Origin of the sequence: Flavobacterium sp. (genome assembly GCF_017985075.1) — a bacterium.
In the GTDB taxonomy this organism is placed as follows: Bacteria; Bacteroidota; Bacteroidia; order Flavobacteriales; family Flavobacteriaceae; genus Flavobacterium.
In genome coordinates, this window is the sequence record NZ_JAGNYF010000008.1 from 21,792 (window position 1) to 47,925 (window position 26,134).

Annotated in this window: 41 protein-coding genes; 3 read left to right on the forward strand and 38 right to left on the reverse strand. The window is 32.9% G+C overall.

Annotated elements, in window-relative coordinates:
• Window positions 1-88: 88 nt before the first annotated feature.
• From rplQ to rpsL, 32 genes are all read right to left on the reverse strand, one after another.
• Window positions 89-577, reverse strand: coding sequence for a 50S ribosomal protein L17 (gene rplQ / locus KA468_RS03050; RefSeq protein WP_291241478.1), 489 nt, complete (start codon window positions 575-577; stop codon window positions 89-91).
• Between the two features lie 61 nt (window positions 578-638).
• Window positions 639-1,631: a DNA-directed RNA polymerase subunit alpha gene (locus tag KA468_RS03055; protein ID WP_291241516.1), complete on the reverse strand. Its 993-nt coding sequence runs from the start codon at window positions 1,629-1,631 to the stop codon at window positions 639-641.
• Between the two features lie 21 nt (window positions 1,632-1,652).
• Window positions 1,653-2,258: a 30S ribosomal protein S4 gene (rpsD, locus tag KA468_RS03060; protein ID WP_291241479.1), complete on the reverse strand. Its 606-nt coding sequence runs from the start codon at window positions 2,256-2,258 to the stop codon at window positions 1,653-1,655.
• 87 nt (window positions 2,259-2,345) lie between these two features.
• A complete protein-coding gene (rpsK, locus tag KA468_RS03065) occupies window positions 2,346-2,729 on the reverse strand; it encodes a 30S ribosomal protein S11 (RefSeq protein WP_291241480.1) in 384 nt (127 codons plus the stop codon).
• An 8-nt stretch (window positions 2,730-2,737) separates the two neighbouring features.
• A complete protein-coding gene (gene rpsM / locus KA468_RS03070) occupies window positions 2,738-3,112 on the reverse strand; it encodes a 30S ribosomal protein S13 (protein WP_291241481.1) in 375 nt (124 codons plus the stop codon).
• 2 nt (window positions 3,113-3,114) lie between these two features.
• Window positions 3,115-3,231 (reverse strand): type B 50S ribosomal protein L36, encoded by a 117-nt coding sequence (gene ykgO, locus KA468_RS03075; protein WP_002987490.1) that lies wholly within the window; start codon window positions 3,229-3,231, stop codon window positions 3,115-3,117.
• A 70-nt stretch (window positions 3,232-3,301) separates the two neighbouring features.
• Window positions 3,302-3,517, reverse strand: coding sequence for a translation initiation factor IF-1 (gene infA, locus KA468_RS03080; protein WP_091314296.1), 216 nt, complete (start codon window positions 3,515-3,517; stop codon window positions 3,302-3,304).
• 6 nt (window positions 3,518-3,523) lie between these two features.
• A complete protein-coding gene (gene secY, locus KA468_RS03085; RefSeq protein WP_291241482.1) occupies window positions 3,524-4,867 on the reverse strand; it encodes a preprotein translocase subunit SecY in 1,344 nt (447 codons plus the stop codon).
• A gap of 11 nt (window positions 4,868-4,878) precedes the next feature.
• Complete coding sequence (gene rplO / locus KA468_RS03090) at window positions 4,879-5,331, reverse strand: 50S ribosomal protein L15 (RefSeq protein ID WP_291241483.1); 453 nt, start codon at window positions 5,329-5,331, stop codon at window positions 4,879-4,881.
• 11 nt (window positions 5,332-5,342) lie between these two features.
• A complete protein-coding gene (gene rpmD / locus KA468_RS03095; protein WP_091314305.1) occupies window positions 5,343-5,522 on the reverse strand; it encodes a 50S ribosomal protein L30 in 180 nt (59 codons plus the stop codon).
• A gap of 11 nt (window positions 5,523-5,533) precedes the next feature.
• Window positions 5,534-6,058, reverse strand: a complete 525-nt coding sequence (gene rpsE, locus KA468_RS03100) for a 30S ribosomal protein S5 (protein WP_091314308.1) — start codon at window positions 6,056-6,058, stop codon at window positions 5,534-5,536.
• A gap of 3 nt (window positions 6,059-6,061) precedes the next feature.
• On the reverse strand, window positions 6,062-6,412 hold the full coding sequence (rplR, locus tag KA468_RS03105; RefSeq protein WP_291241484.1) for a 50S ribosomal protein L18: 351 nt from the start codon (window positions 6,410-6,412) through the stop codon (window positions 6,062-6,064).
• 11 nt (window positions 6,413-6,423) lie between these two features.
• The gene (rplF, locus tag KA468_RS03110; protein ID WP_291241485.1) at window positions 6,424-6,966 is read right to left on the reverse strand and encodes a 50S ribosomal protein L6; all 543 of its coding nucleotides are present in this window, start codon (window positions 6,964-6,966) and stop codon (window positions 6,424-6,426) included.
• A gap of 18 nt (window positions 6,967-6,984) precedes the next feature.
• A complete protein-coding gene (gene rpsH / locus KA468_RS03115) occupies window positions 6,985-7,383 on the reverse strand; it encodes a 30S ribosomal protein S8 (RefSeq protein ID WP_291241486.1) in 399 nt (132 codons plus the stop codon).
• 104 nt (window positions 7,384-7,487) lie between these two features.
• Entirely contained in the window at window positions 7,488-7,757 is a 270-nt protein-coding gene (rpsN, locus tag KA468_RS03120) for a 30S ribosomal protein S14 (RefSeq protein WP_091314321.1), read from the reverse strand.
• Between the two features lie 3 nt (window positions 7,758-7,760).
• Window positions 7,761-8,312: a 50S ribosomal protein L5 gene (gene rplE / locus KA468_RS03125; RefSeq protein WP_291241487.1), complete on the reverse strand. Its 552-nt coding sequence runs from the start codon at window positions 8,310-8,312 to the stop codon at window positions 7,761-7,763.
• A 2-nt stretch (window positions 8,313-8,314) separates the two neighbouring features.
• A complete protein-coding gene (gene rplX, locus KA468_RS03130; RefSeq protein WP_091314328.1) occupies window positions 8,315-8,629 on the reverse strand; it encodes a 50S ribosomal protein L24 in 315 nt (104 codons plus the stop codon).
• Window positions 8,630-8,640: 11 nt separating this feature from the next.
• Window positions 8,641-9,009: a 50S ribosomal protein L14 gene (gene rplN, locus KA468_RS03135; RefSeq protein ID WP_091314332.1), complete on the reverse strand. Its 369-nt coding sequence runs from the start codon at window positions 9,007-9,009 to the stop codon at window positions 8,641-8,643.
• Between the two features lie 2 nt (window positions 9,010-9,011).
• Window positions 9,012-9,269 carry a 30S ribosomal protein S17 gene (gene rpsQ / locus KA468_RS03140; protein WP_291241488.1) on the reverse strand — a complete coding sequence of 86 codons (258 nt, stop codon included), beginning with the start codon at window positions 9,267-9,269 and terminating at the stop codon, window positions 9,012-9,014.
• 17 nt (window positions 9,270-9,286) lie between these two features.
• The gene (rpmC, locus tag KA468_RS03145) at window positions 9,287-9,478 is read right to left on the reverse strand and encodes a 50S ribosomal protein L29 (RefSeq protein ID WP_291241489.1); all 192 of its coding nucleotides are present in this window, start codon (window positions 9,476-9,478) and stop codon (window positions 9,287-9,289) included.
• 12 nt (window positions 9,479-9,490) lie between these two features.
• On the reverse strand, window positions 9,491-9,910 hold the full coding sequence (gene rplP / locus KA468_RS03150; RefSeq protein WP_291241490.1) for a 50S ribosomal protein L16: 420 nt from the start codon (window positions 9,908-9,910) through the stop codon (window positions 9,491-9,493).
• 20 nt (window positions 9,911-9,930) lie between these two features.
• On the reverse strand, window positions 9,931-10,671 hold the full coding sequence (rpsC, locus tag KA468_RS03155; protein ID WP_166077005.1) for a 30S ribosomal protein S3: 741 nt from the start codon (window positions 10,669-10,671) through the stop codon (window positions 9,931-9,933).
• Between the two features lie 8 nt (window positions 10,672-10,679).
• Window positions 10,680-11,090 (reverse strand): 50S ribosomal protein L22, encoded by a 411-nt coding sequence (gene rplV, locus KA468_RS03160; protein WP_091314353.1) that lies wholly within the window; start codon window positions 11,088-11,090, stop codon window positions 10,680-10,682.
• A gap of 6 nt (window positions 11,091-11,096) precedes the next feature.
• On the reverse strand, window positions 11,097-11,375 hold the full coding sequence (gene rpsS / locus KA468_RS03165; RefSeq protein WP_091314356.1) for a 30S ribosomal protein S19: 279 nt from the start codon (window positions 11,373-11,375) through the stop codon (window positions 11,097-11,099).
• Window positions 11,376-11,381: 6 nt separating this feature from the next.
• Window positions 11,382-12,206 carry a 50S ribosomal protein L2 gene (rplB, locus tag KA468_RS03170; protein WP_291241491.1) on the reverse strand — a complete coding sequence of 275 codons (825 nt, stop codon included), beginning with the start codon at window positions 12,204-12,206 and terminating at the stop codon, window positions 11,382-11,384.
• 9 nt (window positions 12,207-12,215) lie between these two features.
• On the reverse strand, window positions 12,216-12,506 hold the full coding sequence (gene rplW, locus KA468_RS03175) for a 50S ribosomal protein L23 (protein WP_091314362.1): 291 nt from the start codon (window positions 12,504-12,506) through the stop codon (window positions 12,216-12,218).
• An 8-nt stretch (window positions 12,507-12,514) separates the two neighbouring features.
• Window positions 12,515-13,144, reverse strand: a complete 630-nt coding sequence (gene rplD / locus KA468_RS03180; RefSeq protein ID WP_291241492.1) for a 50S ribosomal protein L4 — start codon at window positions 13,142-13,144, stop codon at window positions 12,515-12,517.
• A complete protein-coding gene (gene rplC, locus KA468_RS03185; RefSeq protein WP_291241493.1) occupies window positions 13,144-13,761 on the reverse strand; it encodes a 50S ribosomal protein L3 in 618 nt (205 codons plus the stop codon). Before rplC ends, rplD begins: the two co-directional genes overlap by 1 nt.
• Before the next feature lie 204 nt (window positions 13,762-13,965).
• Window positions 13,966-14,271: a 30S ribosomal protein S10 gene (gene rpsJ, locus KA468_RS03190; RefSeq protein ID WP_091314374.1), complete on the reverse strand. Its 306-nt coding sequence runs from the start codon at window positions 14,269-14,271 to the stop codon at window positions 13,966-13,968.
• A gap of 11 nt (window positions 14,272-14,282) precedes the next feature.
• Window positions 14,283-16,439 carry an elongation factor G gene (gene fusA / locus KA468_RS03195; protein WP_291241494.1) on the reverse strand — a complete coding sequence of 719 codons (2,157 nt, stop codon included), beginning with the start codon at window positions 16,437-16,439 and terminating at the stop codon, window positions 14,283-14,285.
• Window positions 16,440-16,450: 11 nt separating this feature from the next.
• Window positions 16,451-16,927 (reverse strand): 30S ribosomal protein S7, encoded by a 477-nt coding sequence (gene rpsG, locus KA468_RS03200; protein ID WP_091314380.1) that lies wholly within the window; start codon window positions 16,925-16,927, stop codon window positions 16,451-16,453.
• A gap of 26 nt (window positions 16,928-16,953) precedes the next feature.
• A complete protein-coding gene (rpsL, locus tag KA468_RS03205) occupies window positions 16,954-17,340 on the reverse strand; it encodes a 30S ribosomal protein S12 (protein WP_091314384.1) in 387 nt (128 codons plus the stop codon).
• Window positions 17,341-17,572: 232 nt separating this feature from the next.
• Here rpsL and KA468_RS03210 point away from each other — a divergent pair, with 232 nt between their 5' ends.
• Window positions 17,573-19,228: a hypothetical protein gene (locus KA468_RS03210; protein WP_291241495.1), complete on the forward strand. Its 1,656-nt coding sequence runs from the start codon at window positions 17,573-17,575 to the stop codon at window positions 19,226-19,228.
• Window positions 19,229-19,263: 35 nt separating this feature from the next.
• Window positions 19,264-20,001 carry a 23S rRNA (guanosine(2251)-2'-O)-methyltransferase RlmB gene (rlmB, locus tag KA468_RS03215; RefSeq protein ID WP_291241496.1) on the forward strand — a complete coding sequence of 246 codons (738 nt, stop codon included), beginning with the start codon at window positions 19,264-19,266 and terminating at the stop codon, window positions 19,999-20,001.
• Between the two features lie 28 nt (window positions 20,002-20,029).
• On the opposite strand, the gene KA468_RS03220 is transcribed toward rlmB, so the two are convergent.
• Window positions 20,030-20,806, reverse strand: coding sequence for a rhomboid family intramembrane serine protease (locus tag KA468_RS03220; protein ID WP_291241497.1), 777 nt, complete (start codon window positions 20,804-20,806; stop codon window positions 20,030-20,032).
• Between the two features lie 110 nt (window positions 20,807-20,916).
• Between KA468_RS03220 and KA468_RS03225 the strand changes: the two genes are divergently transcribed.
• A complete protein-coding gene (locus tag KA468_RS03225; RefSeq protein WP_291241498.1) occupies window positions 20,917-22,194 on the forward strand; it encodes a replication-associated recombination protein A in 1,278 nt (425 codons plus the stop codon).
• 47 nt (window positions 22,195-22,241) lie between these two features.
• Here KA468_RS03225 and KA468_RS03230 read toward each other — a convergent pair whose 3' ends face one another.
• The 5 genes from KA468_RS03230 to KA468_RS03250 are packed head-to-tail and all read right to left on the reverse strand — an operon-like array spanning window position 22,242 to window position 26,054.
• Complete coding sequence (locus tag KA468_RS03230; protein WP_291241499.1) at window positions 22,242-22,967, reverse strand: hypothetical protein; 726 nt, start codon at window positions 22,965-22,967, stop codon at window positions 22,242-22,244.
• A complete protein-coding gene (locus tag KA468_RS03235; RefSeq protein ID WP_291241500.1) occupies window positions 22,967-23,653 on the reverse strand; it encodes a YjjG family noncanonical pyrimidine nucleotidase in 687 nt (228 codons plus the stop codon). The genes KA468_RS03230 and KA468_RS03235 overlap by 1 nt, the downstream gene beginning before the upstream one ends.
• Window position 23,654: 1 nt before the next feature.
• Complete coding sequence (locus KA468_RS03240) at window positions 23,655-24,143, reverse strand: hypothetical protein (RefSeq protein WP_291241501.1); 489 nt, start codon at window positions 24,141-24,143, stop codon at window positions 23,655-23,657.
• Complete coding sequence (locus KA468_RS03245) at window positions 24,136-25,428, reverse strand: FtsX-like permease family protein (protein ID WP_291241502.1); 1,293 nt, start codon at window positions 25,426-25,428, stop codon at window positions 24,136-24,138. The genes KA468_RS03240 and KA468_RS03245 overlap by 8 nt, the downstream gene beginning before the upstream one ends.
• A complete protein-coding gene (locus KA468_RS03250; RefSeq protein ID WP_291241503.1) occupies window positions 25,425-26,054 on the reverse strand; it encodes an ABC transporter ATP-binding protein in 630 nt (209 codons plus the stop codon). Before KA468_RS03250 ends, KA468_RS03245 begins: the two co-directional genes overlap by 4 nt.
• Window positions 26,055-26,134: the final 80 nt, after the last annotated feature.

Below are 26,134 nucleotides of genomic sequence, written 5' to 3' on the forward strand. Positions count from 1 at the left end.
AAAATTACGTTATAGTATTTATAAAAAAAAAGGATAAACAAAAATTTGTTTATCCTTTTTTAATTATTTTAAATCAATCGTTTCATGATTATTCAGAAGCTTCTGTTGTATCAGTTGATTCAGCAGCAGGAGTTTCCGCTACAGTTTCATCTGCTTTTTTAGATTTACCTCTACGAGTAGATGCTTTTTTAACTTCTTTTTTAGCAGTTGAATAAATAGTATTAAAATCTACTAGTTCAATCATAGCCATATCAGCGTTATCCCCTAAACGGTTTCCTAACTTAATAATACGAGTATAACCTCCTGGACGATCCGCTACTTTATCAGCTACTTCTCTGAACAATTCAGTAACAGCATATTTACTTCTTAAATAAGAAAAACAAATACGTCTGTTGTGCGTTGTATCTTCTTTTGATTTTGTTACAAGAGGCTCAATAAATTGTTTTAAAGCTTTTGCTTTTGCAACAGTTGTATTGATACGCTTGTGTTCAATTAGAGAACATGCCATATTAGCAAGCATTGCTTTTCTATGACCTGTTTGTCTACTTAAATGATTGAATTTTTTTCCGTGTCTCATGACGTAATTATTTTATCTTCATCTTGCATCAATCCGCTTTGGAGAGCAAAATATGAATGAATTATTCTTTATCTAATTTGTATTTTGCTAAATCCATTCCGAATGTAAGGTTTTTATTCGCCACTAACTCATCTAATTCAGTTAGAGATTTTTTACCGAAATTACGGAATTTCATTAAATCGTTTTTGTTGAAAGAAACTAAGTCTCCTAAAGTGTCAACTTCAGCCGCTTTTAAGCAGTTTAATGCTCTAACTGATAAATCCATATCAACTAATTTAGTTTTCAATAGTTGTCTCATATGTAATGATTCTTCATCATATGATTCAGTTTGAGCAATTTCATCAGCCTCTAGTGTGATTCTTTCGTCAGAAAACAACATAAAATGGTGAATCAACGTTTTAGCTGCTTCTGTTAATGCGTCTTTTGGATTTATTGAACCATCAGTTTTGATTTCGAAAACTAATTTTTCGTAATCTGTTTTTTGTTCAACACGGAAGTTTTCAATAGAATACTTCACATTTTTTACAGGCGTATAAATAGAGTCTGTAAAAATTGTTCCAATAGGAGCATTTGGTTTTTTATTTTCTTCAGCAGGAACATATCCTCTACCTTTTTCGATAGAAAGTTCCATGTTGATAGTTGTTTTGCTGTCTAAATTACAAATTACTAAATCTGGATTTAAAACTTGAAAACCAGAAATAAATTTTTGGAAATCACCAGCTGTAATTTGATCTTTACCAGAAAGAGAGATAGAAACTGATTCGTTATCTACATCTTCAATTTGACGTTTAAAACGTACTTGTTTCAGATTTAAGATAATTTCAGTTACATCTTCTACTACACCAGAAATTGTTGAAAATTCATGTTCAACCCCTTCTATTCTTACAGATGTAATAGCAAAACCTTCCAATGCAGAAAGTAAAACTCTTCTTAAAGCGTTACCAACTGTCAATCCATAACCAGGTTCTAAAGGTCTAAATTCGAATTTACCTTCAAAATCGGTTGAATCGATCATGATAACTTTATCGGGCTTTTGAAAATTAAATATTGCCATATCTTCGACTAATGTCAATTATTATTTGTTATACAACTCAACGATTAGTTGCTCTTTAATATTTTCTGGAATTTGAAGTCTTTGAGGAACCGTTACAAACGTACCTTGTTTCGTATCATTATTCCAAGTAATCCACTCATATACAGAAGAATTATTAGCTAAAGAGCTTTCAATTGCTTCAAGAGATTTAGATTTTTCACGTACTGCAACAATATCGCCAGGTTTTAAATGGTAAGAAGGTACATTTACCAATTCACCATTTACTGTGATATGTCTGTGAGAAACGAATTGACGAGCAGATCTACGAGTAGGTGCAATACCCATTCTGTAAACTACATTATCTAAACGAGCTTCACAAAGTTGTAACAAGATTTCACCTGTTACACCTGAAGCAGCAGCTGCTTTTTCAAATAAATTTCTGAACTGACGCTCTAAAATACCATAGGTATATTTCGCTTTTTGCTTTTCCATTAACTGGACAGCATATTCAGATTTTTTACCTCTTCTTTTTGCCAAACCATGTTGACCAGGAGGATAATTTCTTCTTTCGAAAGCTTTATCTTCTCCGAAAATTGCTTCACCAAACTTACGGGCGATTCTTGTTTTTGGACCAGTATATCTTGCCATTTTACAAATTTTAATTTAAGGTAGGGATTATGAATTAAGGTCTTTCCTTCGATAATCTAAATTCCTACCTTTGTTTTATACTAATTGTTATACTCTTCTTCTCTTTGGAGGACGACATCCATTATGAGGCATTGGAGTAACATCAATAATTTCAGTTACTTCAATTCCACTGTTATGGATTGATCTAATAGCAGATTCTCTACCATTTCCTGGACCTTTTACGTAAACTTTTACTTTTTTAAGTCCAGCTTCAAGAGCTACTTTTCCACAATCTTCAGCAGCCATTTGGGCAGCGTATGGAGTGTTCTTTTTAGAACCTCTGAAACCCATTTTACCAGCTGATGACCAAGAAATAACTTCACCTTTCTTGTTTGTCAAGGAAATAATGATGTTGTTGAAAGTAGCGCTAATATGTGCTTCTCCAGAAGACTCTATTATAACTTTACGTTTTTTTGTAGTTGCCTTAGCCATATTACTTACTATTTAGTTGCTTTTTTCTTGTTAGCAACAGTTTTTCTTTTACCTTTTCTTGTTCTCGAATTGTTTTTCGTTCTTTGACCTCTTAAAGGTAATCCCGCTCTGTGGCGAATACCTCTTTGACATCCAATATCCATTAAACGTTTGATGTTTAATGTTATTTCTGAACGTAATTCACCTTCGATTTTAAATGATGAAACCGCTTCACGGATTGCTCCGATTTCGTCATCATTCCAATCAGATACTTTTTTATCTTGGCTTACTTTGGCTTTTTCTAAAACCTCAATAGCTCTACTTTTACCCATACCAAAAATGTATGTTAAAGCGATAACTCCTCTTTTGTTTTTTGGGATATCAACCCCTGCTATTCTTGCCATAATTATCCTTGTCTTTGTTTAAATCTAGGATTCTTTTTGTTAATAACGTATAATCTTCCTTTTCTACGCACGATAATACATTCTGCGCTTCTTTTTTTAACTGATGCTCTTACTTTCATCTTAATTTGCTTTATGCTATATGCTTTATGCTTTAAGCTTATTGCTCACTGCGTATCGCCTATTGCTTATTTAATATCTATAAGTAATTCTAGCTTTAGACAAATCATAAGGGCTCATTTCAAGTTTAACCTTGTCTCCTGGTAACAACTTAATGTAATGCATACGCATTTTACCTGAGATGTGAGCAATTACAACATGTCCGTTTTCTAATTCCACTCGAAACATTGCATTAGATAATGCTTCTACAATGCTTCCGTCTTGTTCTATTGCTGATTGTTTTGCCATAATTAATTAAGCGACAGCTTTTCTATTTTTACCACTTTTCATTAAACCATCATAATGTTTGTTTAACAAGTATGAATTGATTTGTTGAATCGTATCGATTGCAACTCCGACCATAATAATTAACGAAGTACCACCATAAAAGTAAGCCCATGCACCTTGAACATCTAACAATCCGTGGATAATAGCAGGGAACACTGCAATTAAAGCCAAGAATAATGAACCTGGAAATGTGATTAGCGACATTAACTTATCTAAGAAATCTCCTGTTTCTGCACCTGGTTTAATACCTGGAATGAAACCTCCACTTCTCTTTAAGTCGTCTGCCATTTTATTTGTTGGCACCGTAATAGCGGTGTAAAAATACGTAAAAATAACAATTAATAAAGCAAAAACCACATTATAAACTAAACCAAATGGATCTTTAAACATATTTGAAATGCTTAAAGCCGTGTCAGACTTAGATAATCCAGCTAATGCAGCAGGTATAAACATAATTGCTTGCGCAAAAATAATTGGCATAACACCTGCAGAATTCAATTTTAATGGGATAAATTGTCTATTATCATCCATTGAATCCGATTCGAAATCGCCAGAAACTGATCTTCTTGCATATTGAACCTGAACTTTTCTCAAAGCCATTACTAATAATATTGTAGCTATAATAACTAATAACCAAATAATTATTTCTATAATGATCTTCATTGGACCACCATTGTTAATTGCAGTTGCAAATTCTTGCATAAATGCTTCAGGCATTCTAGCTAAAATTCCTACCATAATTAATAACGATATTCCATTACCAATTCCTTTTTCTGTTATTCTTTCTCCTAACCACATTGCGAAAATAGTTCCCGAAACGATGATTAATACGGACCCAAATAGAGGGAAGAAAGTAAAGAAATCAGGATTTACAAATGCTTCAGCAGGTAAGGTTTGTTTTAAATTAAAAATATAACCTGGACCTTGCACTAAAGTAATTGCAATTGTTAACCAACGTGTAATTTGGTTAAGCGTTTTTCTACCACTTTCACCATCTTTTTGAAGTTTTTGTAAATAAGGAATAGCAATTCCCATTAATTGAACTACAATCGATGCAGAGATGTAAGGCATAATTCCCAATGCGAAGATAGAAGCTTCCGAGAAAGCACCACCTGTAAACACATTAATTAACCAACCAATTCCACCTTCTGTTTGATTAGAAAGACTTTGCAATTTTGTTGAATCAATACCTGGTAATGTTACTTGTGAACCAAAACGATACACAAGTAAAATTCCAAGAGTAACTAAAATTTTATTTTTTAGTTCTTCTATTTTCCAAACATTGATAAATGATTCTATAAATTTCTTCATAGTAATGATAATTAAAGAATTACTACTTCTCCTCCAGCAGCCTCGATAGCCGCTTTTGCAGTTGCAGTAAATTTGTGAGCACTAACTTTTAATTTTGTTTTTAGCTCACCTCTTCCTAAAATCTTTACTAAGCTATTTTTGGTAGCCAAACGTGTATCTACAAATACTGTAAAATCTACAGCTTCTGAGATTACACCGTTTTCTACTAAACCTTGTAAAGTATCAAGATTTATACCTTGATATTCTACTCTATTGATGTTTTTGAAACCAAATTTTGGTACTCTTCGTTGAAGAGGCATTTGACCTCCTTCAAAACCAATTTTCTTTGAATAACCAGAACGAGATTTGGCTCCTTTGTGACCTCTTGTTGAGGTTCCACCTTTACCAGATCCTTCACCTCTACCTACTCTTTTGTTTTGGTTGTGAACAGAACCTTCTGCTGGTTGTAAATTACTTAAATTCATAACATGTATTGTTATTTAGTTTCTTCTACAGAAACTAAGTGTTTAACTTTATTTACCATTCCAAGGACAGCAGGACTTGCATCGTGCTCAACAACTTGACCCATTTTTCTAATACCAAGAGCGATTAATGTTCTCTTTTGGTCTAATGGACAGTTGATTTTACTTCTAACTTGTTTTACTAATATTTTCATATCTCCTTGATTTATCCTTTAAATACTTTATCTAAAGATACTCCTCTTTGTTTTGCAACAGTAAGAGCACTTCTCATTTGTAACAAAGCATCAAAAGTTGCTTTTACAACGTTGTGAGGATTTGATGAACCTTGAGATTTAGATAATACATCGTGTACACCAACTGATTCTAATACCGCACGTACAGCACCACCAGCGATAACTCCAGTACCGTGTGAAGCTGGCATTAAGAATACTCTAGCACCACCAAATTTACCTTTTTGCTCATGAGGAACAGATTGTCCACTTAAAGGAATTTTTACTAAATTTTTCTTAGCATCTTCTACTGCTTTCGCAATTGCTTCAGAAACATCTTTAGATTTTCCTAAACCGTGACCTACTACTCCGTTTTCATCTCCAACTACAACAATAGCTGAAAAACCAAAAGCTCTACCACCTTTAGTTACTTTAGTAACACGATTAACACTAACCAAACGATCTTTTAATTCAAGACCTGCTGGTTTCACTAATTCTACGTTTTTATAATTTTGATACATACCTTAGAATTTAAGTCCCGCTTCTCTAGCTCCTTCAGCTAACGATTTTACACGTCCATGGTATAAGTTTCCTCCTCTATCAAAAGTGATAGTAGAAACACCAGCTTTAAGCGCTTTTTCAGCGATCAATTTACCAACTGCGCTTGCAGTTTCGATTTTAGTACCTGTAGTAACTCCTTTATCTCTCGATGAAGCAGAAACTAAAGTAACACCGTTTACATCATCTATGATTTGCGCATAGATTTCCTTATTACTTCTAAAAACAGAAAGTCTAGGTTGAGCAGCAGTTCCGCTTACAGTCTTTCTGATTCTGAACTGTATTCTTTGTCTTCTTTCAGATTTTGTTAATGACATAACTTTATATTTTAAGCTGATTTACCTGCTTTTCTTCTTACTTCCTCACCAACAAACTTAACACCTTTACCTTTGTACGGTTCTGGTTTACGGAAAGCTCTGATTTTAGCAGCAACCTGTCCTAATAATTGTTTGTCAAATGAAGTTAATTTCACTATCGGATTTTTACCTTTTTCCGAGATTGTTTCAACATTTACTTCAGATACTACTTCTAGTACGATATTGTGTGAAAAACCTAAAGCTAAATCTAATTTTTGCCCTTGGTTTGATGCTCTATATCCTACTCCAACTAATTCTAATTGTTTTGTGAAACCTTCTGCTACTCCAATAATCATGTTATTGATTAATGAACGATAAAGTCCGTGTTTCGCTCTCTCATTCTTATGATCTGTTGCACGTTCAACGATAACATTGTTATCTTCAATTTTGATCGTTACATCAGAATATTCCTGAGTAAGCTCGCCTAATTTTCCTTTTACTGTAACTACAGCGTCTTTCACTTCTACAGTTACTCCTGCTGGAATTGCAATTGGATTTTTACCTATTCTTGACATCTTATATAGTCTTTAAAATTAGTATACGTAACAAATTACTTCACCACCTACATTTAACTGCTTAGCCATTTTACCAGTCATAACTCCTTTAGAAGTTGACACGATAGCAATACCTAAACCATTTAAAATTCTTGGGATGTTTGTAGAACTTGCGTACTTACGTAAACCTGGTTTACTAATTCTTTGGATATCTCTAATTACTGACTCTTTAGTATCTTTATCATACTTTAAAGCAATTTTGATAGTACCTTGTACGGTAGCATCTTCAAATTTGTAACTTAAGATATATCCTTGATCGAATAAAATCTTTGTGATTTCTTTTTTCAAGTTCGAAGCAGGAATTTCAACCACTTTGTGATTTACTCTTGCTGCGTTTCTTACTCTAGTAAGATAATCGGCAATTGGATCTGTATACATATGTATAAAATTGCGATTATGGTTTTCAGGAAGCACTCGCTTCCTGAACCTTTAATCAATTAAAATTATTTTTTGGTTTGCAAAAGTAATAACTTTTTGCGAGATTACCAAGAAGCTTTTTTAACTCCTGGTATTAAACCTTGATTTGCCATTTCACGGAATGTTACACGTGAAAGACCAAATTGACGCATGTACCCTCTTGGTCTACCAGTTAATTTACAACGATTGTGTAAACGAATTGGCGAAGCGTTTTTAGGTAATTTTTGTAATGCTTCATAATCTCCGGCTTTTTTCAAAGCTTTTCTTTTTTCAGCATATTTATCTACAACAGCTTGTCTTTTAACCTCACGGGCTTTCATTGATTCTTTAGCCATAACTTAGTTCTTTTTGAAAGGTAAACCTAATTCAGTTAATAATGATTTTGCTTCTTTATCTGTTTGAGCAGAAGTAACAAAAGTAATATCCATTCCAGAAATTTTGTTTACTTTATCAATATCAATTTCAGGAAAAATGATTTGTTCTAAAACTCCTAAGTTATAATTACCTCTACCATCAAATCCTGTAGATTTAATTCCACCAAAATCTCTTACACGAGGTAAAGATGATGTAATAAGTCTATCTAAAAACTCATACATTCTTTCACCACGTAAAGTAACTTTAGCACCAATAGGCATACCTTTTCTTAGTTTAAATGATGCAACGTCTTTCTTTGAAATTGTAGCAACAGCTTTTTGACCAGTAATTTTAGTTAACTCATCAACAGCATAATCTACTAATTTTTTGTCAGACACAGCAGCACCTACACCACGGCTAATAACAATTTTTTCCAATTTTGGAACTTGCATTACATTTTTGTAACCAAATTCTTCTTTCAAAGCAGCAACTATTCTGCTTTTATATTCTTCCTTTAGTCTTGGTAAGTATCCCATAACTATATAACTTGATTAGATTTTTTTGAAAATCTTACTTTTGTTTCTCCATCCATTCTAAATCCTACTTTAGAAGTCTCTTTAGTTTTAGAGTCTACTAATGCTAAATTAGAAATATGGATAGGAGCTTCTTTTTTCACGATTCCACCTTGTGGGCTTTTTGCACTTGGTTTCGTATGTTTTGAAACCATGTTTAATCCTTCCACAACAGCTTTGTTTTTATCGCGAATTACTCGTAAAACTTTACCTTCTTGTCCTTTATGATCACCAGCATTAACTCTTACTAGGTCTCCTGATTTTATTTTAATTTTCATCATTTCTTTGAGAATTAAAGCACCTCAGGTGCTAATGATACAATTTTCATGAATTGTTTTTCACGAAGTTCTCTTGCTACTGGACCAAAAACACGAGTACCTCTCATTTCACCACCAGCATTTAATAATACGCAAGCGTTATCATCAAATCTAATGTATGAACCATCGGCTCTTCTCACTTCTTTTTTGGTACGTATTACAACTGCAGTTGAAACAGATCCTTTTTTAACATTACTGTTAGGAGCTGCATCTTTGATTGAAACTACAATTTTATCACCTACAGATGCGTAACGACGTTTCGTTCCACCTAGAACACGGATAGTTAAAACTTCTTTTGCTCCCGTGTTATCTGCTACTTTTAATCTTGATTCTTGTTGTACCATAATTACTTAGCTCTTTCAATGATTTCAACTAATCTCCAACATTTTGTTTTACTTAAAGGACGCGTTTCGCTAATTCTTACAGTATCACCAATATTACAGTCGTTTGTTTCGTCGTGTGCAACATATTTCTTAGTTTTCAACACGAACTTACCATACATAGGGTGTTTTACTCTTTTTGTTTCTGAAATAACAATAGATTTATCCATTTTATTACTAGTAACAACACCAACTCTTTCTTTTCTTAAATTTCTTTTTTCCATCTTTCAGCAGAATACAATTATTGTAACTCTCTTTTAGTAATTTCAGTAGCAATTCTTGCCACTGATCTTCTTAATGTTCTCATTTGAAGCGGATTCTCGATTGGAGAAATAGCATGAGCCATTTTAAGGTCGTTATACGTTTTCTTTACCTGAACAAGCTTTGCTTGTAAGTCAGCTACAGATAGATTTTTTATTTCAGATTGTTTCATAATTAATTTTTATTATGCTTCGAAATCTCTAGCAACGATAAACTTAGTTTTTACAGGAAGTTTTTGTGCTGCAAGACGTAACGCCTCTTTAGCTACTGAGATAGGCACTCCACCTACTTCAAACATAATTTTTCCTGGTTTTACAACAGCAGCCCAATATTCGACTGCTCCTTTTCCTTTACCCATACGTACCTCAAGTGGTTTCTTTGTAATAGGTTTGTCTGGAAATATTTTAATCCATAATTGACCCTCTCTTTTCATGTAACGAGTTGCAGCAATACGAGATGCTTCAATTTGACGAGACGTGATAAAAGAAGAATCCATAGATTTAATACCAAACATTCCGTTTGAAAGGATGTGCCCTCTTTGAGAGTTTCCTTTCATTCTTCCCTTTTGTACCTTACGATATTTTGTTCTTTTAGGTTGTAACATTTTGTCTTTAATTTAAAAAATTACTTTCTTTTGCGTGGAGCTGGTTTACCGCCTTTTCCTTTTGAATCAAAACCACCTCTTTCAGAAGATTTTGGACCTTTTTTGTCCATACCTACTAACGGAGATAAATCTCTTTTACCATAAACTTCACCCTTCATTATCCATACTTTGATACCCATTCTACCATAAGTAGTATGTGCTTCAGATAATGCATAATCAATGTCTGCTCTGAAAGTTGATAATGGAATTCTTCCTTCTTTGAAACCTTCAGAACGCGCCATCTCTGCACCATTTAAACGACCAGAAATAAGAACCTTAATTCCTTCTGCGTTCATTCTCATTGCTGCTGCGATAGCCATTTTGATAGCTCTTCTGTAAGAAATACGACTTTCGATTTGACGAGCGATAGAGTTACCGACTAAGTAAGCATCTAATTCAGGTCTTTTGATTTCGAAAATGTTGATTTGAATTTCCTTATCTGTAATTTTCTTAAGTTCTTCTTTTAACTTGTCTACCTCTTGTCCGCCTTTTCCGATAATAATACCAGGTCTAGCAGTAGTGATAGTAACGGTTACAAGTTTTAAAGTTCTCTCGATAATTATTTTTGATACACTAGCTTTCGTTAAACGTGCATGGATATACTTTCTGATTTTATAATCTTCGGCGATTTTATCACCGTAATCATTTCCACCATACCAGTTTGAGTCCCATCCTCTGATGATACCAAGTCTGTTTCCTATTGGATTTGTCTTTTGTCCCATACTGTTAATTAATTACTTTGTGTGTTATTGATAGCTCCTAAAACCACGGTTACGTGATTAGAACGTTTTCTAATTCTGTGTGCTCTACCTTGAGGTGCAGGACGTAATCTTTTTAACATCATACCACCATCAACTCTAATCTCTTTAATAAATAAGCCAGCGTCTTCCATACTAGATCCTTCGTTTTTAGCTGACCAATTGGCGATAGCTGATAAAACTAATTTCTCTAATTTTTTTGAAGCTTCTTTTGGACTGAATCTTAATATATTAAGAGCATTTTCTACCTTCTGACCTCTTACTTGATCCGCAACTAAGCGCATTTTTCTTGGTGAAGAAGGGCAGTTATTTAACTTTGCAAACGCAATTTGCTTATTAGCTTCTTTTCTTGCGTCAGCTGCTTCTCTTTTACGAACTCCCATGACTTCTTATTTTTTACCTTTATTTTTCGCACCCGCGTGACCTCTAAAAGATCTTGTTGGTGAGAATTCTCCTAATTTATGACCAACCATATTCTCAGTTACATAAACTGGAACAAATTGACGGCCATTGTGAACAGCGATAGTTTGTCCTACAAAATCTGGAATAATCATAGATGCTCTAGACCAAGTCTTCACAACATTTTTATTACCACCTTCTATATTCTCTTGTACTTTTTTCTCTAATTTAAAGTGTACAAATGGTCCTTTTTTTAATGAACGTGCCATATCTTATTATTTCTTTCTACGTTCTACAATATACTTGTTACTCGGGTTAACCTTAGAACGAGTTCTATAACCTTTAGCTGGTAAACCTTTTCTTGAACGTGGGTGACCTCCTGAAGAGCGTCCTTCTCCACCTCCCATAGGGTGATCAACTGGGTTCATAGCTACTGGTCTTGTTCTAGGTCTTCTTCCTAACCATCTAGTTCTACCTGCTTTACCAGATACTACTAATTGGTGGTCAGAGTTAGATACTGCTCCAATTGTAGCCGAGCAAGTTAACAAGATTAATCTTGTTTCTCCTGAAGGCATTTTAATTGTTGCATATTTTCCATCTCTAGCCATTAACTGAGCAAATGTACCTGCCGAACGTGCAATAACTGCACCTTGTCCAGGTCTTAATTCGATACAAGAAATAACTGTTCCTAATGGAATTTTACTTAAAGGTAACGCATTTCCAATTTCTGGTGAAGCATCTTCTCCAGAAACTATAGTTTGCCCAACTTGTAAACCATTCTGTGCAATAACGTAAGTTTTTGCTCCATCTGCATAATATAATAATGAGATGAATGCTGAACGGTTTGGATCGTATTCGATTGTTTTCACATTAGCAGGAATTCCAGCTTTTGTTCTTTTAAAATCAATAATACGATACTTTTGTTTATGACCACCACCTGTATAACGCATGGTCATTTTTCCTTGACTATTTCTACCTCCAGAGTTTTTTTTCGGTGCGATCAATGAACGCTCCGGCTTATCAGTTGTAATAGTGTCAAAGCTATTTACAACTCTAAAACGCTGACCTGGGGTAATAGGTTTTAATTTTCTAACTGACATTGTTGTATATTAGATATTAGTATAAAAATCTATCGATTCTCCTTCTTTAACTTGAACAACTGCTTTTTTGTAAGCATTTGTTTTTCCACTGATTAATCCGCTTTTAGTGTATTTTACACTTCTATCAGCTCTATAGTTCATTGTTCTTACAGCAACTACAGTAATACCAAATGCTGCTTCAACAGCTTTTTTGATTTGTACTTTATTAGCTGTTTTTTCAACTATAAAACCAAAACGGTTAAAAACTTCACCATCTTTAGTTAACTTTTCAGTTACAATTGGCTTGATAATAACACTCATGATCTGAATTATTTACTTAAATTAGCTTCTATCGCTTCAATTGAACCTTCTAAAAGAACTAAACTTTTTGCATTTAAAATAGCATAAGTACTTAATTCAGAACTAGTTACAACAGAAGTTGTTTTTAAATTACGCGACGACAAATATACATTTTTATTTGTATCACCTAATATAAATAGAGATTTTTTGTTTTCTAACCCTAAAGAACTCAATACATTAATGAATTTTTTAGTGTTTGGCGCGTCGAAAGTAAAATCTTCAACAACAAGAATATTTGATTCCAAAGCCTTTATAGAAAAAGCAGATTTACGTGCTAATCTTTTTAAGTTTTTATTCAATTTGAATGAATAACTTCTTGGTCTTGGTCCAAAAACAGTACCACCACCTTTAAATAAAGGAGATTTTTTTGATCCTGCACGAGCAGTACCTGTACCTTTTTGTTTTTTAATTTTACGTGTACTACCTGCAACTTCAGCTCTTTCTTTAGCTTTATGCGTTCCTTGTCTTTGGTTAGCCAAGTATTGCTTAACATCTAAATATACAGCATGTTTGTTAGGTTCTATAGCGAAAACGGTATCGTCAAGATTTACTTTACGACCTGTTTCTTTTCCGTTGATATCTAAAACTTTTACTTCCATTACTTCTGAATGATTACATAAGAGTTTTTGCACCCTGGTACACACCCTTTAATTACTAAAAGATTTTTCTCTGCAACAACTTTCAATACTTTTAAGTTTTGAACTGTTACATTATCTCCACCCATTCTTCCTGCCATTCTCATTCCTTTGAATACTCTAGAAGGATAAGATGACGCTCCAACAGATCCTGGCGCACGTAAACGATTATGTTGACCGTGAGTGGCTTGACCTACCCCACCGAAACCATGACGTTTTACAACACCTTGAAATCCTTTACCTTTTGAAGTTCCAACAACGTCAACAAATTCACCTTCAGTGAATAAGTTTACATCAATTGAATCTCCTAACTTAAACTCCTCATCAAAACCATGGAATTCAACAACTTTCTTCTTAGCAGCAGTTCCAGCTTTCTTGAAGTGACCTTCTTCAGCTTTTACTGTATGCTTTTCAGTTTTGTCATCGAAACCTAATTGAAGGGCTTCATACCCATCAACTGCATTGGTTCTGACTTGGGTCACAACGCATGGTCCAGCTTCAATAACAGTACATGGAACGTTTTTTCCATTCTCGTCAAAGATGCTAGTCATACCGATTTTTCTTCCGATTAACCCAGACATAAATACATTTTATTTAATTAAACATTGATTTTCAGCACGATTGCTGAATTTTTTCAAGGGTGCAAATATATAAATATTTTATTATTCTCAAAAATAAATGTTAACTTATTTTTAAAAACAACAAAAATCTAGTATTTTTCCCTTGAGAATATAAAAAAACCGAGTAGTATTTCAACTCGGTTTTTTAATTATATTGAAATAAAGTTATACTTTAATTTCTACTTCAACACCACTTGGTAATTCTAATTTCATTAACGCATCAATCGTTTTTGAAGAAGAACTATAAATATCTAGAAGTCTTTTGTATGACATTAATTCAAACTGCTCTCTAGATTTTTTGTTTACGTGTGGAGAACGTAATACTGTAAAAATTCTTTTGTGTGTTGGTAATGGAATTGGACCCGTTACTACAGCACCTGTGCTCTTTACAGTTTTTACAATCTTTTCAGCAGACTTGTCTACCAACATGTGATCGTAAGATTTCAATTTTATTCTGATTTTTTGACTCATTTTCTTAAGAATTAAGCGTTACCTTTTGCTTTTTTAATTACCGCTTCTGAAATATTAGCAGGTGTTTCAGCGTAGTGTGAGAACTCCATAGTTGAAGTTGCTCTACCTGAAGACAATGTTCTTAATGTAGTTACATAACCGAACATTTCTGATAATGGTACATCTGCTTTGATAGTTTTAGCTCCATTTCTGTCACCCATGTCATTCACCTGACCTCTACGACGGTTAATATCTCCTACGATATCTCCCATGTTTTCTTCTGGTGTAATAACTTCCATTTTCATGATAGGCTCTAATACGATAGCTCCAGCAGCTTTTGCTACTTCTCTATACCCCATTCTAGCTGCTAATTCGAAAGAAAGAGCATCTGAATCCACAGGGTGAAAAGATCCATCAGTTAATGTTACTTTTAAACTATCTACTTGGTATCCTGCTAAAGGACCTGTTTTCATAGCTTCACGGAAACCTTTTTCAACAGAAGGGATATATTCTTTAGGAACGTTACCACCTTTTACTGCATTGATAAACTGTAATCCTTTTGGAATTTTACCGTCCACTTCATCAGCAGGTTCTAATGTAAATACGATATCACCGAATTTACCACGACCTCCAGATTGTTTTTTGTATGTTTCTCTGTGTGTTGCAGTTTTTGTAAAAGCTTCTTTGTATTCAACTTGAGGCTCACCTTGGTTTACTTCAACTTTGAATTCACGTTTCATTCTATCTACAAGAATATCTAAGTGTAACTCACCCATTCCTGAAATAATAGTTTGTCCTGAAGCTTCATCAGTTCTTACTGTAAATGTTGGATCTTCTTCAGCTAATTTAGCTAAAGCCATACCCATTTTATCAACATCCGCTTTAGTTTTTGGTTCAATAGCGATACCAATTACTGGCGCAGGGAATTTCATTGACTCAAGAATAATTGGGTGTTTTTCATCACACAATGTATCTCCAGTTTTGATATCTTTAAAACCAACTGCCGCTCCAATATCTCCAGCCTCAATATATTCGATTGGATTTTGTTTGTTAGCGTGCATTTGATAGATACGAGAAATTCTTTCTTTACTTCCAGAACGTGTATTTAACACATAAGAACCAGCATCTAAACGACCTGAGTAAGCACGGAAGAATGCTAAACGACCTACGAATGGGTCAGTAGCAATTTTAAATGCTAAAGCTGCGAATGGCTCTTTAACATCTGGCTTACGTAATATTTTAGTCTGATCTTCTTCTAATAATTCAGCATCATCAGGGTGAATTCCCGTAATACCTTCTTTATCCATTGGAGATGGTAAGTATTTACATACTGCATCTAACATGAATTGAACTCCTTTGTTTTTGAAAGATGAACCTGCAATCATAGGAATAATAGCCATATCCATAGTAGCAGCTCTCAACGCATTGTTGATTTCTTCTTCTGTGATAGAATCTGGATCTTCCATGTATTTATCAAGTAAGTTTTCATCATAATCAGCAACTGCTTCAATAAGAATATCTCTATACTCTTTTACTTCAGCAACCATATCAGCTGGAATATCAACAATATCAAAAGTAGCACCTTGAGTAGCATCATGCCAAACGATAGCTTGGTTTTTCACTAAATCAACAACACCTTTAAAGTCGTTTTCTTCACCAATTGGCAATGTAATTGCCACTGCATTAGATTTTAACATATCTCTAACTTGCTGACATACCATCAAGAAGTTAGAACCTTGACGGTCCATTTTGTTTACGAATCCCATTCTTGGAACTCTATATTGATCCGCTAATCTCCAGTTCGTTTCAGATTGTGGTTCTACACCGTCCACTGCACTAAATAAGAAAACTAAACCATCCAATACACGTAAAGATCTATTTACTTCAACAGTAAAATCAACGTGTCCTGGAGTATCAATAATATTAAAGTGGTAAGATTCCGAAGTTGGCAATACCTTACCTTGCTCTGTTGGAAAATTCCATTCACAAGTTGTAGCAGCAGAAGTAATTGTAATACCTCTTTCTTGCTCTTGTGCCATCCAGTCCATTGTTGCAGCACCATCATGTACTTCACCAATTTTGTGTGATTTCCCAGTGTAGAACAAAATACGTTCTGTAGTTGTAGTTTTACCCGCATCAATGTGCGCAGCAATACCAATATTTCTCGTGAATTTTAAATCTCTAGCCATTTCTGTACGAATTAAAATCTAAAGTGAGAGAATGCTTTATTAGCATCTGCCATTTTGTGAGTATCCATTCTTTTCTTAACTGCTGCACCTTCTTCTTTGGCCGCTGCTAAAATTTCTGCAGCTAATTTACCAGCCATAGATTTTTCATTTCTTCTTCTTGTGTAAAGAATCAACCATTTAATTGCCATAGATACTTTTCTATCTGGGCGAATTTGCATAGGGATTTGGAATGTAGCTCCACCCACTCTACGTGAACGTACTTCTACGTGAGGCATAACATTTGTTAATGCATCTTTCCAAATTTCTAATGCTGATTTCTCTGCATCTTGTTTTTTTGTCTCAACTATATCTAAAGCATCATAAAATACTTTAAAAGCAACTGATTTTTTACCATCCCACATTAAGTTGTTTACGAAACGTGTTACCAACTGATCGTTGAATTTTGGATCTGGCAAAAGAGGTCTTTTTTTGGCCTGTCTTTTTCTCATGTCTTTTCTTTAAAAGTGTTAAATAATTACTTTTTAGCTGCTTCTTTAGGGCGTTTTGTACCGTATTTAGATCTACGTTGTGTTCTGTCTTTAACACCTGCGGTGTCTAAAGCACCACGCACAATGTGGTATCTAACTCCTGGTAAATCTTTTACCCTTCCACCTCTAACTAATACTATCGAGTGCTCTTGTAAATTATGCCCCTCTCCAGGAATGTATGCATTTACTTCGTTTCCGTTTGTTAAACGAACCCTAGCTACCTTTCTCATTGCTGAGTTTGGTTTTTTTGGAGTCGTTGTGTAAACACGAGTACATACACCTCTTCTTTGAGGACATGAATCTAAAGCCGCCGATTTACTCTTCTTAGTTATTTTGGTTCTTCCTGTTCTAACTAACTGCTGAATTGTTGGCATAATTAAATTTTAATTAAACTTTGTTTATTGTTACCTTATTTTAAGGGATGCAAAGGTAGAAATTATTTTTAATTATCCAAACTCTATATTATTTATTTTTAATTTTCTAACTTTTTGATAACCAGATATTGTCAAATGTCTTAAAGTTAAAATGTCCAAAGTCATAAATATGTGTTGTTTTTAAAATTAAACAACAAAATAAATATTATAAAAATTACGTTATATTTGAGCTATGAAATATTTGTTTTTTATTTTTTTTATTACTCCTTATATATATGGTCAGCAATTTTATTTAAAAATTGAAGGAAGTTCTTCAACTGAAAATAAAATAATTGATAGTATTGGCTACATTAAAAAACATACTGAAATAAAAAGCATTCTGGAAGCTCAAAAAAAATTTAATGAAACCATACTAACAATTGGCTATATTGAAAATGAATTGCTTGAAACCAAAAAAATCAACGATAGTAGCTTTACCTTTATATATAGATTAGGAAATCTAACACGAAATATTGAAATTAAAACCGAACATCTTTCTAATGAAATTAAAGCGTTATTAAACCTAACCAAATCTGAAATCATTCCACTTTCAAATACAGAAAATTTCATAAATGAAAAATTAGATATTCTTGAAAGAAACGGTTTTGCCCAATCGAAAATTAAATTAGATAATTTCATAAAATCAAATAATCAACTGCAGGCAAACTTATTGGTGGATGTAAACAAAATTAGAAAGATCAACCAATTGGTTTTTCAAGGATACAGCCAATTTCCAGAAGGTATTAAAAAAGTTTTTTTAAGAAAATACAATGCTAAACCTTTTAACAAAGACGTTATTAAAAAAATTCATTCCGATTTTAATGCTTTGCCTTTTGTATCGCAAATAAAGTATCCAGAAGTTTTACTCACCACAGATTCTACAAAAGTATATTTGTATCTTGAAAAAAGGAAAAACAACACTTTTGATGGTTTTTTAGGATTTGGAAATAAAGAAACCACTCAGAAATTACAATTTAATGGCTATTTGGATTTAAATTTATACAATAACTTAAATTCTGGAGAGCGCTTTAATTTGTATTGGAAAAATGACGGAAACAAACAAAGCACGTTCAATGTGAATTTAGATTTAGCCTATATTTTTAAAAGTCCGATGGCGTTGAAATCAAATTTAAGAATCTTTAAACAAGACACCATTTTTCAAAATAGTAGTTTTGATTTTGATTTGGGCTATATGATAAATTACAATACAAAAGTTTTTCTTGGGTATAAAGATAATGTTTCGGAAGCCATTCAAAAAATAGCATCATCTACCATTAAAGATTTAAAATCCACATTTATTACTTCTGTTTTTGAACATAAAAAAGTTAGTTTTGACGATTCTTTATTTCCAGATAAATTTACCGTTTTTACAAAATTCGGAATAGGCAACCGAACAACAAGCGCTATAAAAACGAATCAGTTTTTTGCTCAAATTCAACTGCAAAAATTGCTCGAACTCAACAAAAAAAACGTTATTCATATTAAAATAGATACCTATTATCTTCAAAGCAATGATTATTTCACTAATGAATTGTATCGATTTGGAGGCATTCAATCCATAAGAGGTTTTAACGAAAACAGCCTACAAGGAAACGTATTTACTGGTCTTTTTGCCGAATACCGATATGTCGCTTCTCCCAATTTATATTTTTACAGTATTACTGATTTCGGATATTATCAAGATAAAGCCAATAATACCGAAGACCAACTTTACGGACTGGGTTTTGGTTTTGGGTTACTAAGCAATGGAGGCTTATTTAATTTAGTGTATGCCAATGGAAATACAGGAAACCAAACCATAAAACTCTCAAATTCTATAGTTCAAATTAGTTTTAAAACGTATTTTTAAAATAAATTTGAATAAACTTACCTATATTTGCACCTATGAAAAACGACAATCAGATTTTTGGAATTAGAGCCATTATTGAAGCCATACATTCGGGCGCAGTTATAGATAAAGTATTTATTCAGAAAGAAGCTCAGGGCGACTTAATGAAAGATTTAATGAAAGCTATAAAGGCAAATAATGTCAATTTTAGCTATGTACCTGTAGAAAAACTGAATCGTTTTACTTCTTTAAATCATCAAGGAGCTGTGGCAACTATTTCGCCAATTGCTTTTCACGATTTAGATACTTTAATTGAACAAACTTTAGAAAGTGGTAAAACGCCTTTGTTTTTAATTTTAGACCAATTATCTGATGCGAGAAACTTTGGTGCGATTATTAGAACAGCTGAATGTGTTGGCGTTAATGGAATTATTGTTCAAAAACAAGGTTCTGCTCCAGTTAACGGCGATACTGTAAAAACAAGCGCAGGTGCTGTTTTTAATATTCCAATTTGTAAAGTAGATCATATTAAGGATGCCGTTTTTCATTTACAAAGTTGCGACATCAAAACCGTAGCTGCTACAGAAAAAACTGAAAACACCATTTATGACATCGATTTTAAAGTTCCTGTAGCCATTATTATGGGTAACGAAGAACGCGGTGTAAACCCTTCAGTTTTAAAAGTGGTTGATGAAAAAGCAAAATTACCAATGTATGGAACTATTGAATCTTTAAATGTTTCCGTTGCATGTGGTGCTTTTTTATATGAAGTTGTTAGACAGCGTCTTGTTTAATTAGGCAATTTGAAAATTAGTCAATTATCTAATTTTTCATTTTCAAAAAATCATAAATCACCTTTACTGATGATTTAAAATACGAATCTACTTCTGTTTCTTCTACAATTTCAGGTTTTGGTGGATTTATAAAATTGCCGTTTTCGTCAAATTGTTTAAAGAAAGGTTTGTCTGTTGGATCAAAATCAGGATGTTCCCAATCATAAAAAATTGGTGCCAAAAATTGAGGTGTTTTTATAAAAATTCCCATAATCAAACCCGTTACAAAACCAGCAAAATGTCCTTCCCAAGATACGCCTCCATTTAACGTTTCTGCATTGGGAAACATATACCATATAATTCCGCCATATAATAATACGATGGTTAATGACAAGGCGACTAATCGGTAATATTTGGTTAAAATTCCTTTAAAAAAAATAAAACTCACCAAACAATACACCAATCCACTTGCACCAATGTGATACGAGTTACTACCCAAAAGCCACGTTCCAAAGCCTGTAAATAATATACCTAAAAATAATACTTTAAAAAACTGTTGGCGGTAAAAGTATTTCAAAGCCATTACCAAAAAGAAAATCGGGATAGAATTATTAAGTAAATGTTTGAAATTTCCGTGAATAAAAATATGTAACGGAATACCACGTAAACCTTTAACCGTTTTGGGTAAAATTCCGTATTGATACAATTCTGGAAAATAATGCAAATTCAAATAATACGTGATCCATAACAACATTACAAAGAGTAACGGAAATAGCAGCACGGAAAGTGAAAAATAAAAATTTTTATCTATAGACGATTTAATCATATTTAAGAAAAGTCAAAAATGAAGCCAAAGTACAAGATATGAAAATTTGGCATATCATATTAAAATTAAAAAAAATTGTTTGAGAAGATTGCATTGTTTAAATTTGCTTTATGACAATACCTTTAGCAGAACGAATTCGTCCGAAAACTTTATCGGAATATATTAGTCAATCGCATTTAATTGGCAAAAGTGGCTCGTTAACCCAACAAATTGAGAAAGGAATTATTCCGAGTTTAATTTTATGGGGGCCTCCAGGAACGGGAAAAACTACCTTGGCACAAATTATGGCACAGGAAAGTAAATGCCCGTTTTACGAGTTGAGTGCTATTAATTCAGGTGTAAAAGACATTAGGGATGTTATTGAAAAAGCTAAACAAAGCGGTGGTTTATTCACAGCAAAAAATCCTATTTTATTTATTGACGAGATTCATCGTTTTAGCAAATCGCAACAAGATTCGCTTTTAGCGGCAGTAGAAAAAGGCTGGATAACTTTAATTGGCGCCACTACTGAAAACCCAAGTTTTGAAGTCATACCTGCACTTTTGTCACGATGTCAGGTATATGTTTTAAATGCGTTTACAAAAGAAGATTTAGAAAATATTTTACACCGAGCAATTGCGTCAGACGACTATCTAAAAACTAAAAATATTAGTTTAATTGAAACAGAAGCCTTACTAAGATTATCAGGTGGTGATGGTAGAAAACTACTAAACGTATTCGAATTAGTAATTAATGCCACAGAAGGCAATACTATCGAAATTACTAATGAAAAGGTAATGCAATTGGTTCAAAAAAATACAGTATTGTACGATAAAACAGGTGAACAACATTATGATATTGTTTCGGCATTTATAAAATCAATTCGTGGAAGCGACCCAAATGGGGCGGTTTATTGGTTAGCCCGAATGATTGAAGGTGGCGAAGATGTTAAATTTATCGCGCGTAGAATGTTGATTTTATCAAGTGAAGACATTGGAAACGCCAATCCAACAGCATTTATAATGGCGAATAATGCTTTTCAGGCGGTGAGTACAATTGGCTATCCAGAAAGTAGAATTATTTTAAGTCAATGTGCGATTTATTTAGCCACTTCCGCAAAGAGTAATGCCAGTTATATGGCCATTGGAAAAGCCCAACAAGTAGTAAAACAAACTGGTGATTTACCCGTTCCGATTCATTTACGAAATGCGCCGACAAAATTAATGAAGGAATTAGGTTATGGCGAGGAATACAAATATTCACACGATTTTGCCAATAATTTTGCTGAACAGGAATTTTTACCAACCGAAATTTCTGAAACCACTTTTTTTGAACCAGGTGAAAACGCCAGGGAAAAGGAAATTCGTCAGTTTTTAAAAAACAGATGGAAGAATAAATATGGGTATTGATTGGGTTTTGGGTTAAAGGTGTTGGGCGTAAGGAAAGTAACCTTTTACTAAAACAAATACTCCTCAACCATATATTTACCATCAATATAATATTCGAAAATACCTTTGTTATCTGTTTTTGTAAAAATACCATTTACACCTTCTTTGTATGCAATAAAAACATTAGGGGTTTTAGTTCTTTGCAAAAACAATAAAACATTTTGCTCAGTTCCTACAATTTCAAAATCACGTGTATCATCTAAACTTTTTTCAAAACTACAATTCAAAAACGTTTTAAACTCATTTACTAAAGGCTTTTCCGTTGATACAACACTTTCAACTTCAGTTGATTTTGTTTCTACAACAACTTCTTTTGCATTAGTTACAACAGGTTTGTATTTCTTTAATTCTGGGCTTAACAAACCTATAGCTTCAATATAAGCATTTTGTATGTCTTTTTCTCTTGTTTTTACTTCTGCCGTTTCAAACAACAAATTATTTTGACAATCTTTAATTTGGAATTTCATTTTTGTTAAAAACATATTGCTGTTATCTACTAAAACTCCAGCTAAAGCTTTACATCTGTTTTGCGCAATTTCTACAGGCAATATTTCATCTTCAAAAAATACTTGGTATTTATTTGAAACCAAAATAGCTTTAAGCATATTATTGATGTTATACGTGTTTTTTTCTTTTTGAAATTCGTATTTATTAGAAATAATAATTACCTTGTTTTGCTGAGCAAAAGAAGTAAAAGATAAAAAAACGAGTATTAAAATTGAGAAATTTTTCATTATAATATATTTTTTAATTGTGTTAAACTTTGAATTTGAAGAATTTCATTATTTGAAACCATTTCATTTGCTGGATTGAAAAACACAGCTTTTATTCCGAAATTCATAGCTCCTAAAACATCTGCTTCAATACTATCTCCAATCATAATACTTTCATTTTTAGACGCATTTGCAATAGTTAACGCGTGATTAAAAATATTTTCATGTGGTTTTTTATGCCCCGCTGCTTCCGAATTGGTGATGGTAACGAAATATTTATCCAAATTACTTTTTTGCAATTTTACATCTTGAACAAATGAAAATCCGTTTGTAATAATATGCAATATATATTTATCTTTTAAATAGTCTAATGTTTCAATTGTACCTTCTATCAAATGATTATTTGAAGTCAGATATTCAATAAATAAATTCGAAATGATGTTAATTTCATCTAATGTAATAGAATAATTCAACGCTTCAAAAGCATCTTTAACGCGACTCACACGAAGGGTTTCTTGGTCAATTTCGTTTTTCTCATATAATTTCCAATACGCAACATTAATTGGATTATAAATATCCATAAATTGTTGAGAATTGATATCGAAATTTAGTTCTTGAAATATTTTTTCAAAAGCTAAAGCCGAATTTTTTTCAAAATCCCAAAGCGTATGATCTAAATCGAAAAAAATATGTTTTATAGCCTCCAATTTATTTTCCGTTTACAATTTCCGCATTTTCACAGTTATAAATCCAATTTTCTACGTCATCTTCATTTGGACGAAATGTACCTTTTATTGTTAAATACGTATCGGTTTTTAATTTTGGTGTAGCGCCTTTAAATTTTATTCCCATAATAGTTTCTGGTCCTGATTTTCCGCAGAAAAAACAAGAAGCAAAAACGTTCTTACTCAATGCGTAATTTTTGTTATCAATAGGCACAATAAATCCACTCATTACAATTGTTTTCTTAGCTAATTTTTTCAATTTTGTGTTAATAATTGGAAAATCAACTTCGCCATACGAGGCATGCTTTTTCTTCATATATTTAATTTCTCCCAACAATTTCCAAGTTAGTGTGTCAGCTGCAACAACTACTCTTTTTGAAGATGTATAAGTAGTTACTTCTCCTTGATTTTGAAAACTAAATAAAAAAACACCTATTAAAAAGGCCATTACTGTTTTTACTGAATTACGCATTTGCTAAAGTTTTAGATATATTTATAGTGTAAGCTTTTATGGCTGGAATTAAAGCAGCTAACAACCCAATCAAAAGGGTTAGACCAAATAAAAGCCCTTCTTTTTCCCAGATAATTTCCATAGGATTAAATCCTAATTTAAAATCAGATTCTGATGCTTTTGATAACAAAACTATTCCTAGTCTACCCAGAACAGTTCCGAAAAAATACCCTACAATACAAAGTAAAATACTTTCAAGTAAAACAACCAAAAGCAGTTGATGTTTTTTGGCGCCATTAACGCGTAAAAGGGCAAATTCAGCTTTTCTTTCTTTTAAGGTATTAAATAAAGCAATGAAAATAGAAATTCCAGAAATTAGCATAATTCCGAATGCTAAATATTTCAACGCATTTAATCCCACTCCAAACATATCGAATAATCTATTCATTTGATACGTTGGCAAAGCGGCTTGCATTTTTGTATTCTGTGCGATAATATTTGGCCACATAAAAACGCCCATTTTGTTTTTAAACTCAATTAAAACAGAAGTTATTTCCATATTTGGCTCATCTATAGTCATATCCGTTTCGTGAGCATCATGATCACATTCCGCTGAATGAACATGCTCTTCTTCATCATGCATATGTCCAGGTTCTCCGTGAGCAGGATTTTCGGCAACTTCTTCGTGACCTTCTTCATGGTGCATTTGCCAAACGGTTGGAATATTTGACAGAATTAAATTATCAATTACTTTTCCTGTTTTAGATGCAATTCCTACCACAATATATTCACCGTGGTCGTGAACTTCACCTTCTGCAGCACTACCATGAGTTCCTTTAAAAGTATCTCCTAATTTTAAATTTAATTTTTCAGCAACTTCAGCACCTACTACTACTTCAAAATTATTTTTGAACACTTTACCTTCAGCAATTTTAGCTTGGTATTTTTCTATATAATCTGGAGTAGTTCCTACAATTTTAAATCCTACATAATTATCACCATATGCTAACGGAATGGCTTTTTTTACATACGGGTGTTGCATCCACACTTTTACCGAATCGTAACTAATATTACCTGTTGGATCATCAACTTGATATACTGATGACAAAACCAATTGCAACGGACTTCCTTGAGCTCCAAGGACCAAATCGACACCATCTAAATTGCTTTGGTATTTTTCTTCAAATTGTTTTTCAACTAATATCAAAACTGTTATTATAGCTACAGAAGCCGTTAATAACAAAATGCTCAAAATGGTATTTAATGGTTTAAACCAAATATTTTTCCATGCTAATTTTCCGATCATACCATTGTAATTTGATTGGTGAATTTGGCTTTAATACGACTATCGTGTGTAACAATAATTAAAGCGGCTTTGTATTCTTTAGATAATGATTCCAATAACTCAATTACATTGTCTGTATTTTTATCATCTAAACTTGATGTAGGTTCATCAGCTAATAATACTTTTGGCTCATTAATTAATGCACGAGCTATAGAAACACGTTGTTGTTGTCCGACACTCAATTGGCTTGGTTGTTTGTGCGCTTGTTCTAAAATATCTAATTTATTTAATAATTCTTTAGCGCGTTTGGTATGCTTTTTACCTGTAGCTAACCAACTTGCCATTTCTAAATTTTCTAAAACGGATAGCGAAGCAATAAAATGCGATTTTTGAAATACCACACCAATATTTTTACCTCTAAACTTATCTGCTTTGCTTCCTTTAAGATTTGTGAAATCTGTATTATCAATTAAAATTTCACCAGAATTGGGTTGCAACATACCTGCCAATATATGCAAATAGGTAGTTTTTCCTTTACCTGAATTTCCAGTTACTAAAATAGTACTTCCTGCCTGACAAAATAAATCAGGCATAATGAAATTTTGATCTTTATTATAAGAAAACGTGATGTTTTTAGTACTTATCATTTTGTTCTGTATTATGTGGCAAGATAAGAATATTGAAATAAGATAGAAAATGTATTAACAAAAATTTATCTCTATCAATT

Bases quoted from the DNA above. Each gene is read 5' to 3' on its own strand.
- rplQ (WP_291241478.1), bottom strand. From the start codon at position 577: ATGAGACACGGAAAAAAATTCAATCATTTAAGTAGACAAACAGGTCAT.
- KA468_RS03055 (WP_291241516.1), bottom strand. From the start codon at position 1,631: ATGGCAATATTTAATTTTCAAAAGCCCGATAAAGTTATCATGATCGAT.
- rpsD (WP_291241479.1), bottom strand. From the start codon at position 2,258: ATGGCAAGATATACTGGTCCAAAAACAAGAATCGCCCGTAAGTTTGGT.
- rpsK (WP_291241480.1), bottom strand. From the start codon at position 2,729: ATGGCTAAGGCAACTACAAAAAAACGTAAAGTTATAATAGAGTCTTCT.
- rpsM (WP_291241481.1), bottom strand. From the start codon at position 3,112: ATGGCAAGAATAGCAGGGGTTGATATCCCAAAAAACAAAAGAGGAGTT.
- ykgO (WP_002987490.1), bottom strand. From the start codon at position 3,231: ATGAAAGTAAGAGCATCAGTTAAAAAAAGAAGCGCAGAATGTATTATC.
- infA (WP_091314296.1), bottom strand. From the start codon at position 3,517: ATGGCAAAACAATCAGCAATAGAACAAGACGGAAGCATTGTAGAAGCA.
- secY (WP_291241482.1), bottom strand. From the start codon at position 4,867: ATGAAGAAATTTATAGAATCATTTATCAATGTTTGGAAAATAGAAGAA.
- rplO (WP_291241483.1), bottom strand. From the start codon at position 5,331: ATGAATTTAAGTAATTTACAACCAGCAGAAGGTTCTGTTCACAACCAA.
- rpmD (WP_091314305.1), bottom strand. From the start codon at position 5,522: ATGAAAATATTAGTAAAACAAGTTAGAAGTAAAATCAACTGTCCATTA.
- rpsE (WP_091314308.1), bottom strand. From the start codon at position 6,058: ATGTATCAAAATTATAAAAACGTAGAATTAGTGAAACCAGCAGGTCTT.
- rplR (WP_291241484.1), bottom strand. From the start codon at position 6,412: ATGTCATTAACAAAATCTGAAAGAAGACAAAGAATACAGTTCAGAATC.
- rplF (WP_291241485.1), bottom strand. From the start codon at position 6,966: ATGTCAAGAATAGGTAAAAATCCAATTGCAATTCCAGCAGGAGTAACT.
- rpsH (WP_291241486.1), bottom strand. From the start codon at position 7,383: ATGTATACAGATCCAATTGCCGATTATCTTACTAGAGTAAGAAACGCA.
- rpsN (WP_091314321.1), bottom strand. From the start codon at position 7,757: ATGGCTAAAGAATCAATGAAAGCCCGTGAGGTTAAAAGACAAGCTGTT.
- rplE (WP_291241487.1), bottom strand. From the start codon at position 8,312: ATGGGATACTTACCAAGACTAAAGGAAGAATATAAAAGCAGAATAGTT.
- rplX (WP_091314328.1), bottom strand. From the start codon at position 8,629: ATGATGAAAATTAAAATAAAATCAGGAGACCTAGTAAGAGTTAATGCT.
- rplN (WP_091314332.1), bottom strand. From the start codon at position 9,009: ATGGTACAACAAGAATCAAGATTAAAAGTAGCAGATAACACGGGAGCA.
- rpsQ (WP_291241488.1), bottom strand. From the start codon at position 9,269: ATGGAAAAAAGAAATTTAAGAAAAGAAAGAGTTGGTGTTGTTACTAGT.
- rpmC (WP_291241489.1), bottom strand. From the start codon at position 9,478: ATGAAACAATCTGAAATAAAAAATCTATCTGTAGCTGACTTACAAGCA.
- rplP (WP_291241490.1), bottom strand. From the start codon at position 9,910: ATGTTACAACCTAAAAGAACAAAATATCGTAAGGTACAAAAGGGAAGA.
- rpsC (WP_166077005.1), bottom strand. From the start codon at position 10,671: ATGGGACAAAAGACAAATCCAATAGGAAACAGACTTGGTATCATCAGA.
- rplV (WP_091314353.1), bottom strand. From the start codon at position 11,090: ATGGGAGTTCGTAAAAGAGAAGCAGCTGACGCAAGAAAAGAAGCTAAT.
- rpsS (WP_091314356.1), bottom strand. From the start codon at position 11,375: ATGGCACGTTCATTAAAAAAAGGACCATTTGTACACTTTAAATTAGAG.
- rplB (WP_291241491.1), bottom strand. From the start codon at position 12,206: ATGTCAGTTAGAAAATTAAAACCTATTACCCCAGGTCAGCGTTTTAGA.
- rplW (WP_091314362.1), bottom strand. From the start codon at position 12,506: ATGAGTGTTATTATCAAGCCAATTGTAACTGAAAAGTTAACTAAAGAT.
- rplD (WP_291241492.1), bottom strand. From the start codon at position 13,144: ATGGAAGTAAAAGTTTTAGATATCAACGGAAAAGAAACAGGTCGTAAA.
- rplC (WP_291241493.1), bottom strand. From the start codon at position 13,761: ATGTCTGGGTTAATCGGAAGAAAAATCGGTATGACTAGCATCTTTGAC.
- rpsJ (WP_091314374.1), bottom strand. From the start codon at position 14,271: ATGAGTCAAAAAATCAGAATAAAATTGAAATCTTACGATCACATGTTG.
- fusA (WP_291241494.1), bottom strand. From the start codon at position 16,439: ATGGCTAGAGATTTAAAATTCACGAGAAATATTGGTATTGCTGCGCAC.
- rpsG (WP_091314380.1), bottom strand. From the start codon at position 16,927: ATGAGAAAAAGACAGGCCAAAAAAAGACCTCTTTTGCCAGATCCAAAA.
- rpsL (WP_091314384.1), bottom strand. From the start codon at position 17,340: ATGCCAACAATTCAGCAGTTAGTTAGAACAGGAAGAACCAAAATAACT.
- KA468_RS03210 (WP_291241495.1), top strand. From the start codon at position 17,573: ATGAAATATTTGTTTTTTATTTTTTTTATTACTCCTTATATATATGGT.
- rlmB (WP_291241496.1), top strand. From the start codon at position 19,264: ATGAAAAACGACAATCAGATTTTTGGAATTAGAGCCATTATTGAAGCC.
- KA468_RS03220 (WP_291241497.1), bottom strand. From the start codon at position 20,806: ATGATTAAATCGTCTATAGATAAAAATTTTTATTTTTCACTTTCCGTG.
- KA468_RS03225 (WP_291241498.1), top strand. From the start codon at position 20,917: ATGACAATACCTTTAGCAGAACGAATTCGTCCGAAAACTTTATCGGAA.
- KA468_RS03230 (WP_291241499.1), bottom strand. From the start codon at position 22,967: ATGAAAAATTTCTCAATTTTAATACTCGTTTTTTTATCTTTTACTTCT.
- KA468_RS03240 (WP_291241501.1), bottom strand. From the start codon at position 24,143: ATGCGTAATTCAGTAAAAACAGTAATGGCCTTTTTAATAGGTGTTTTT.
- KA468_RS03245 (WP_291241502.1), bottom strand. From the start codon at position 25,428: ATGATCGGAAAATTAGCATGGAAAAATATTTGGTTTAAACCATTAAAT.
- KA468_RS03250 (WP_291241503.1), bottom strand. From the start codon at position 26,054: ATGATAAGTACTAAAAACATCACGTTTTCTTATAATAAAGATCAAAAT.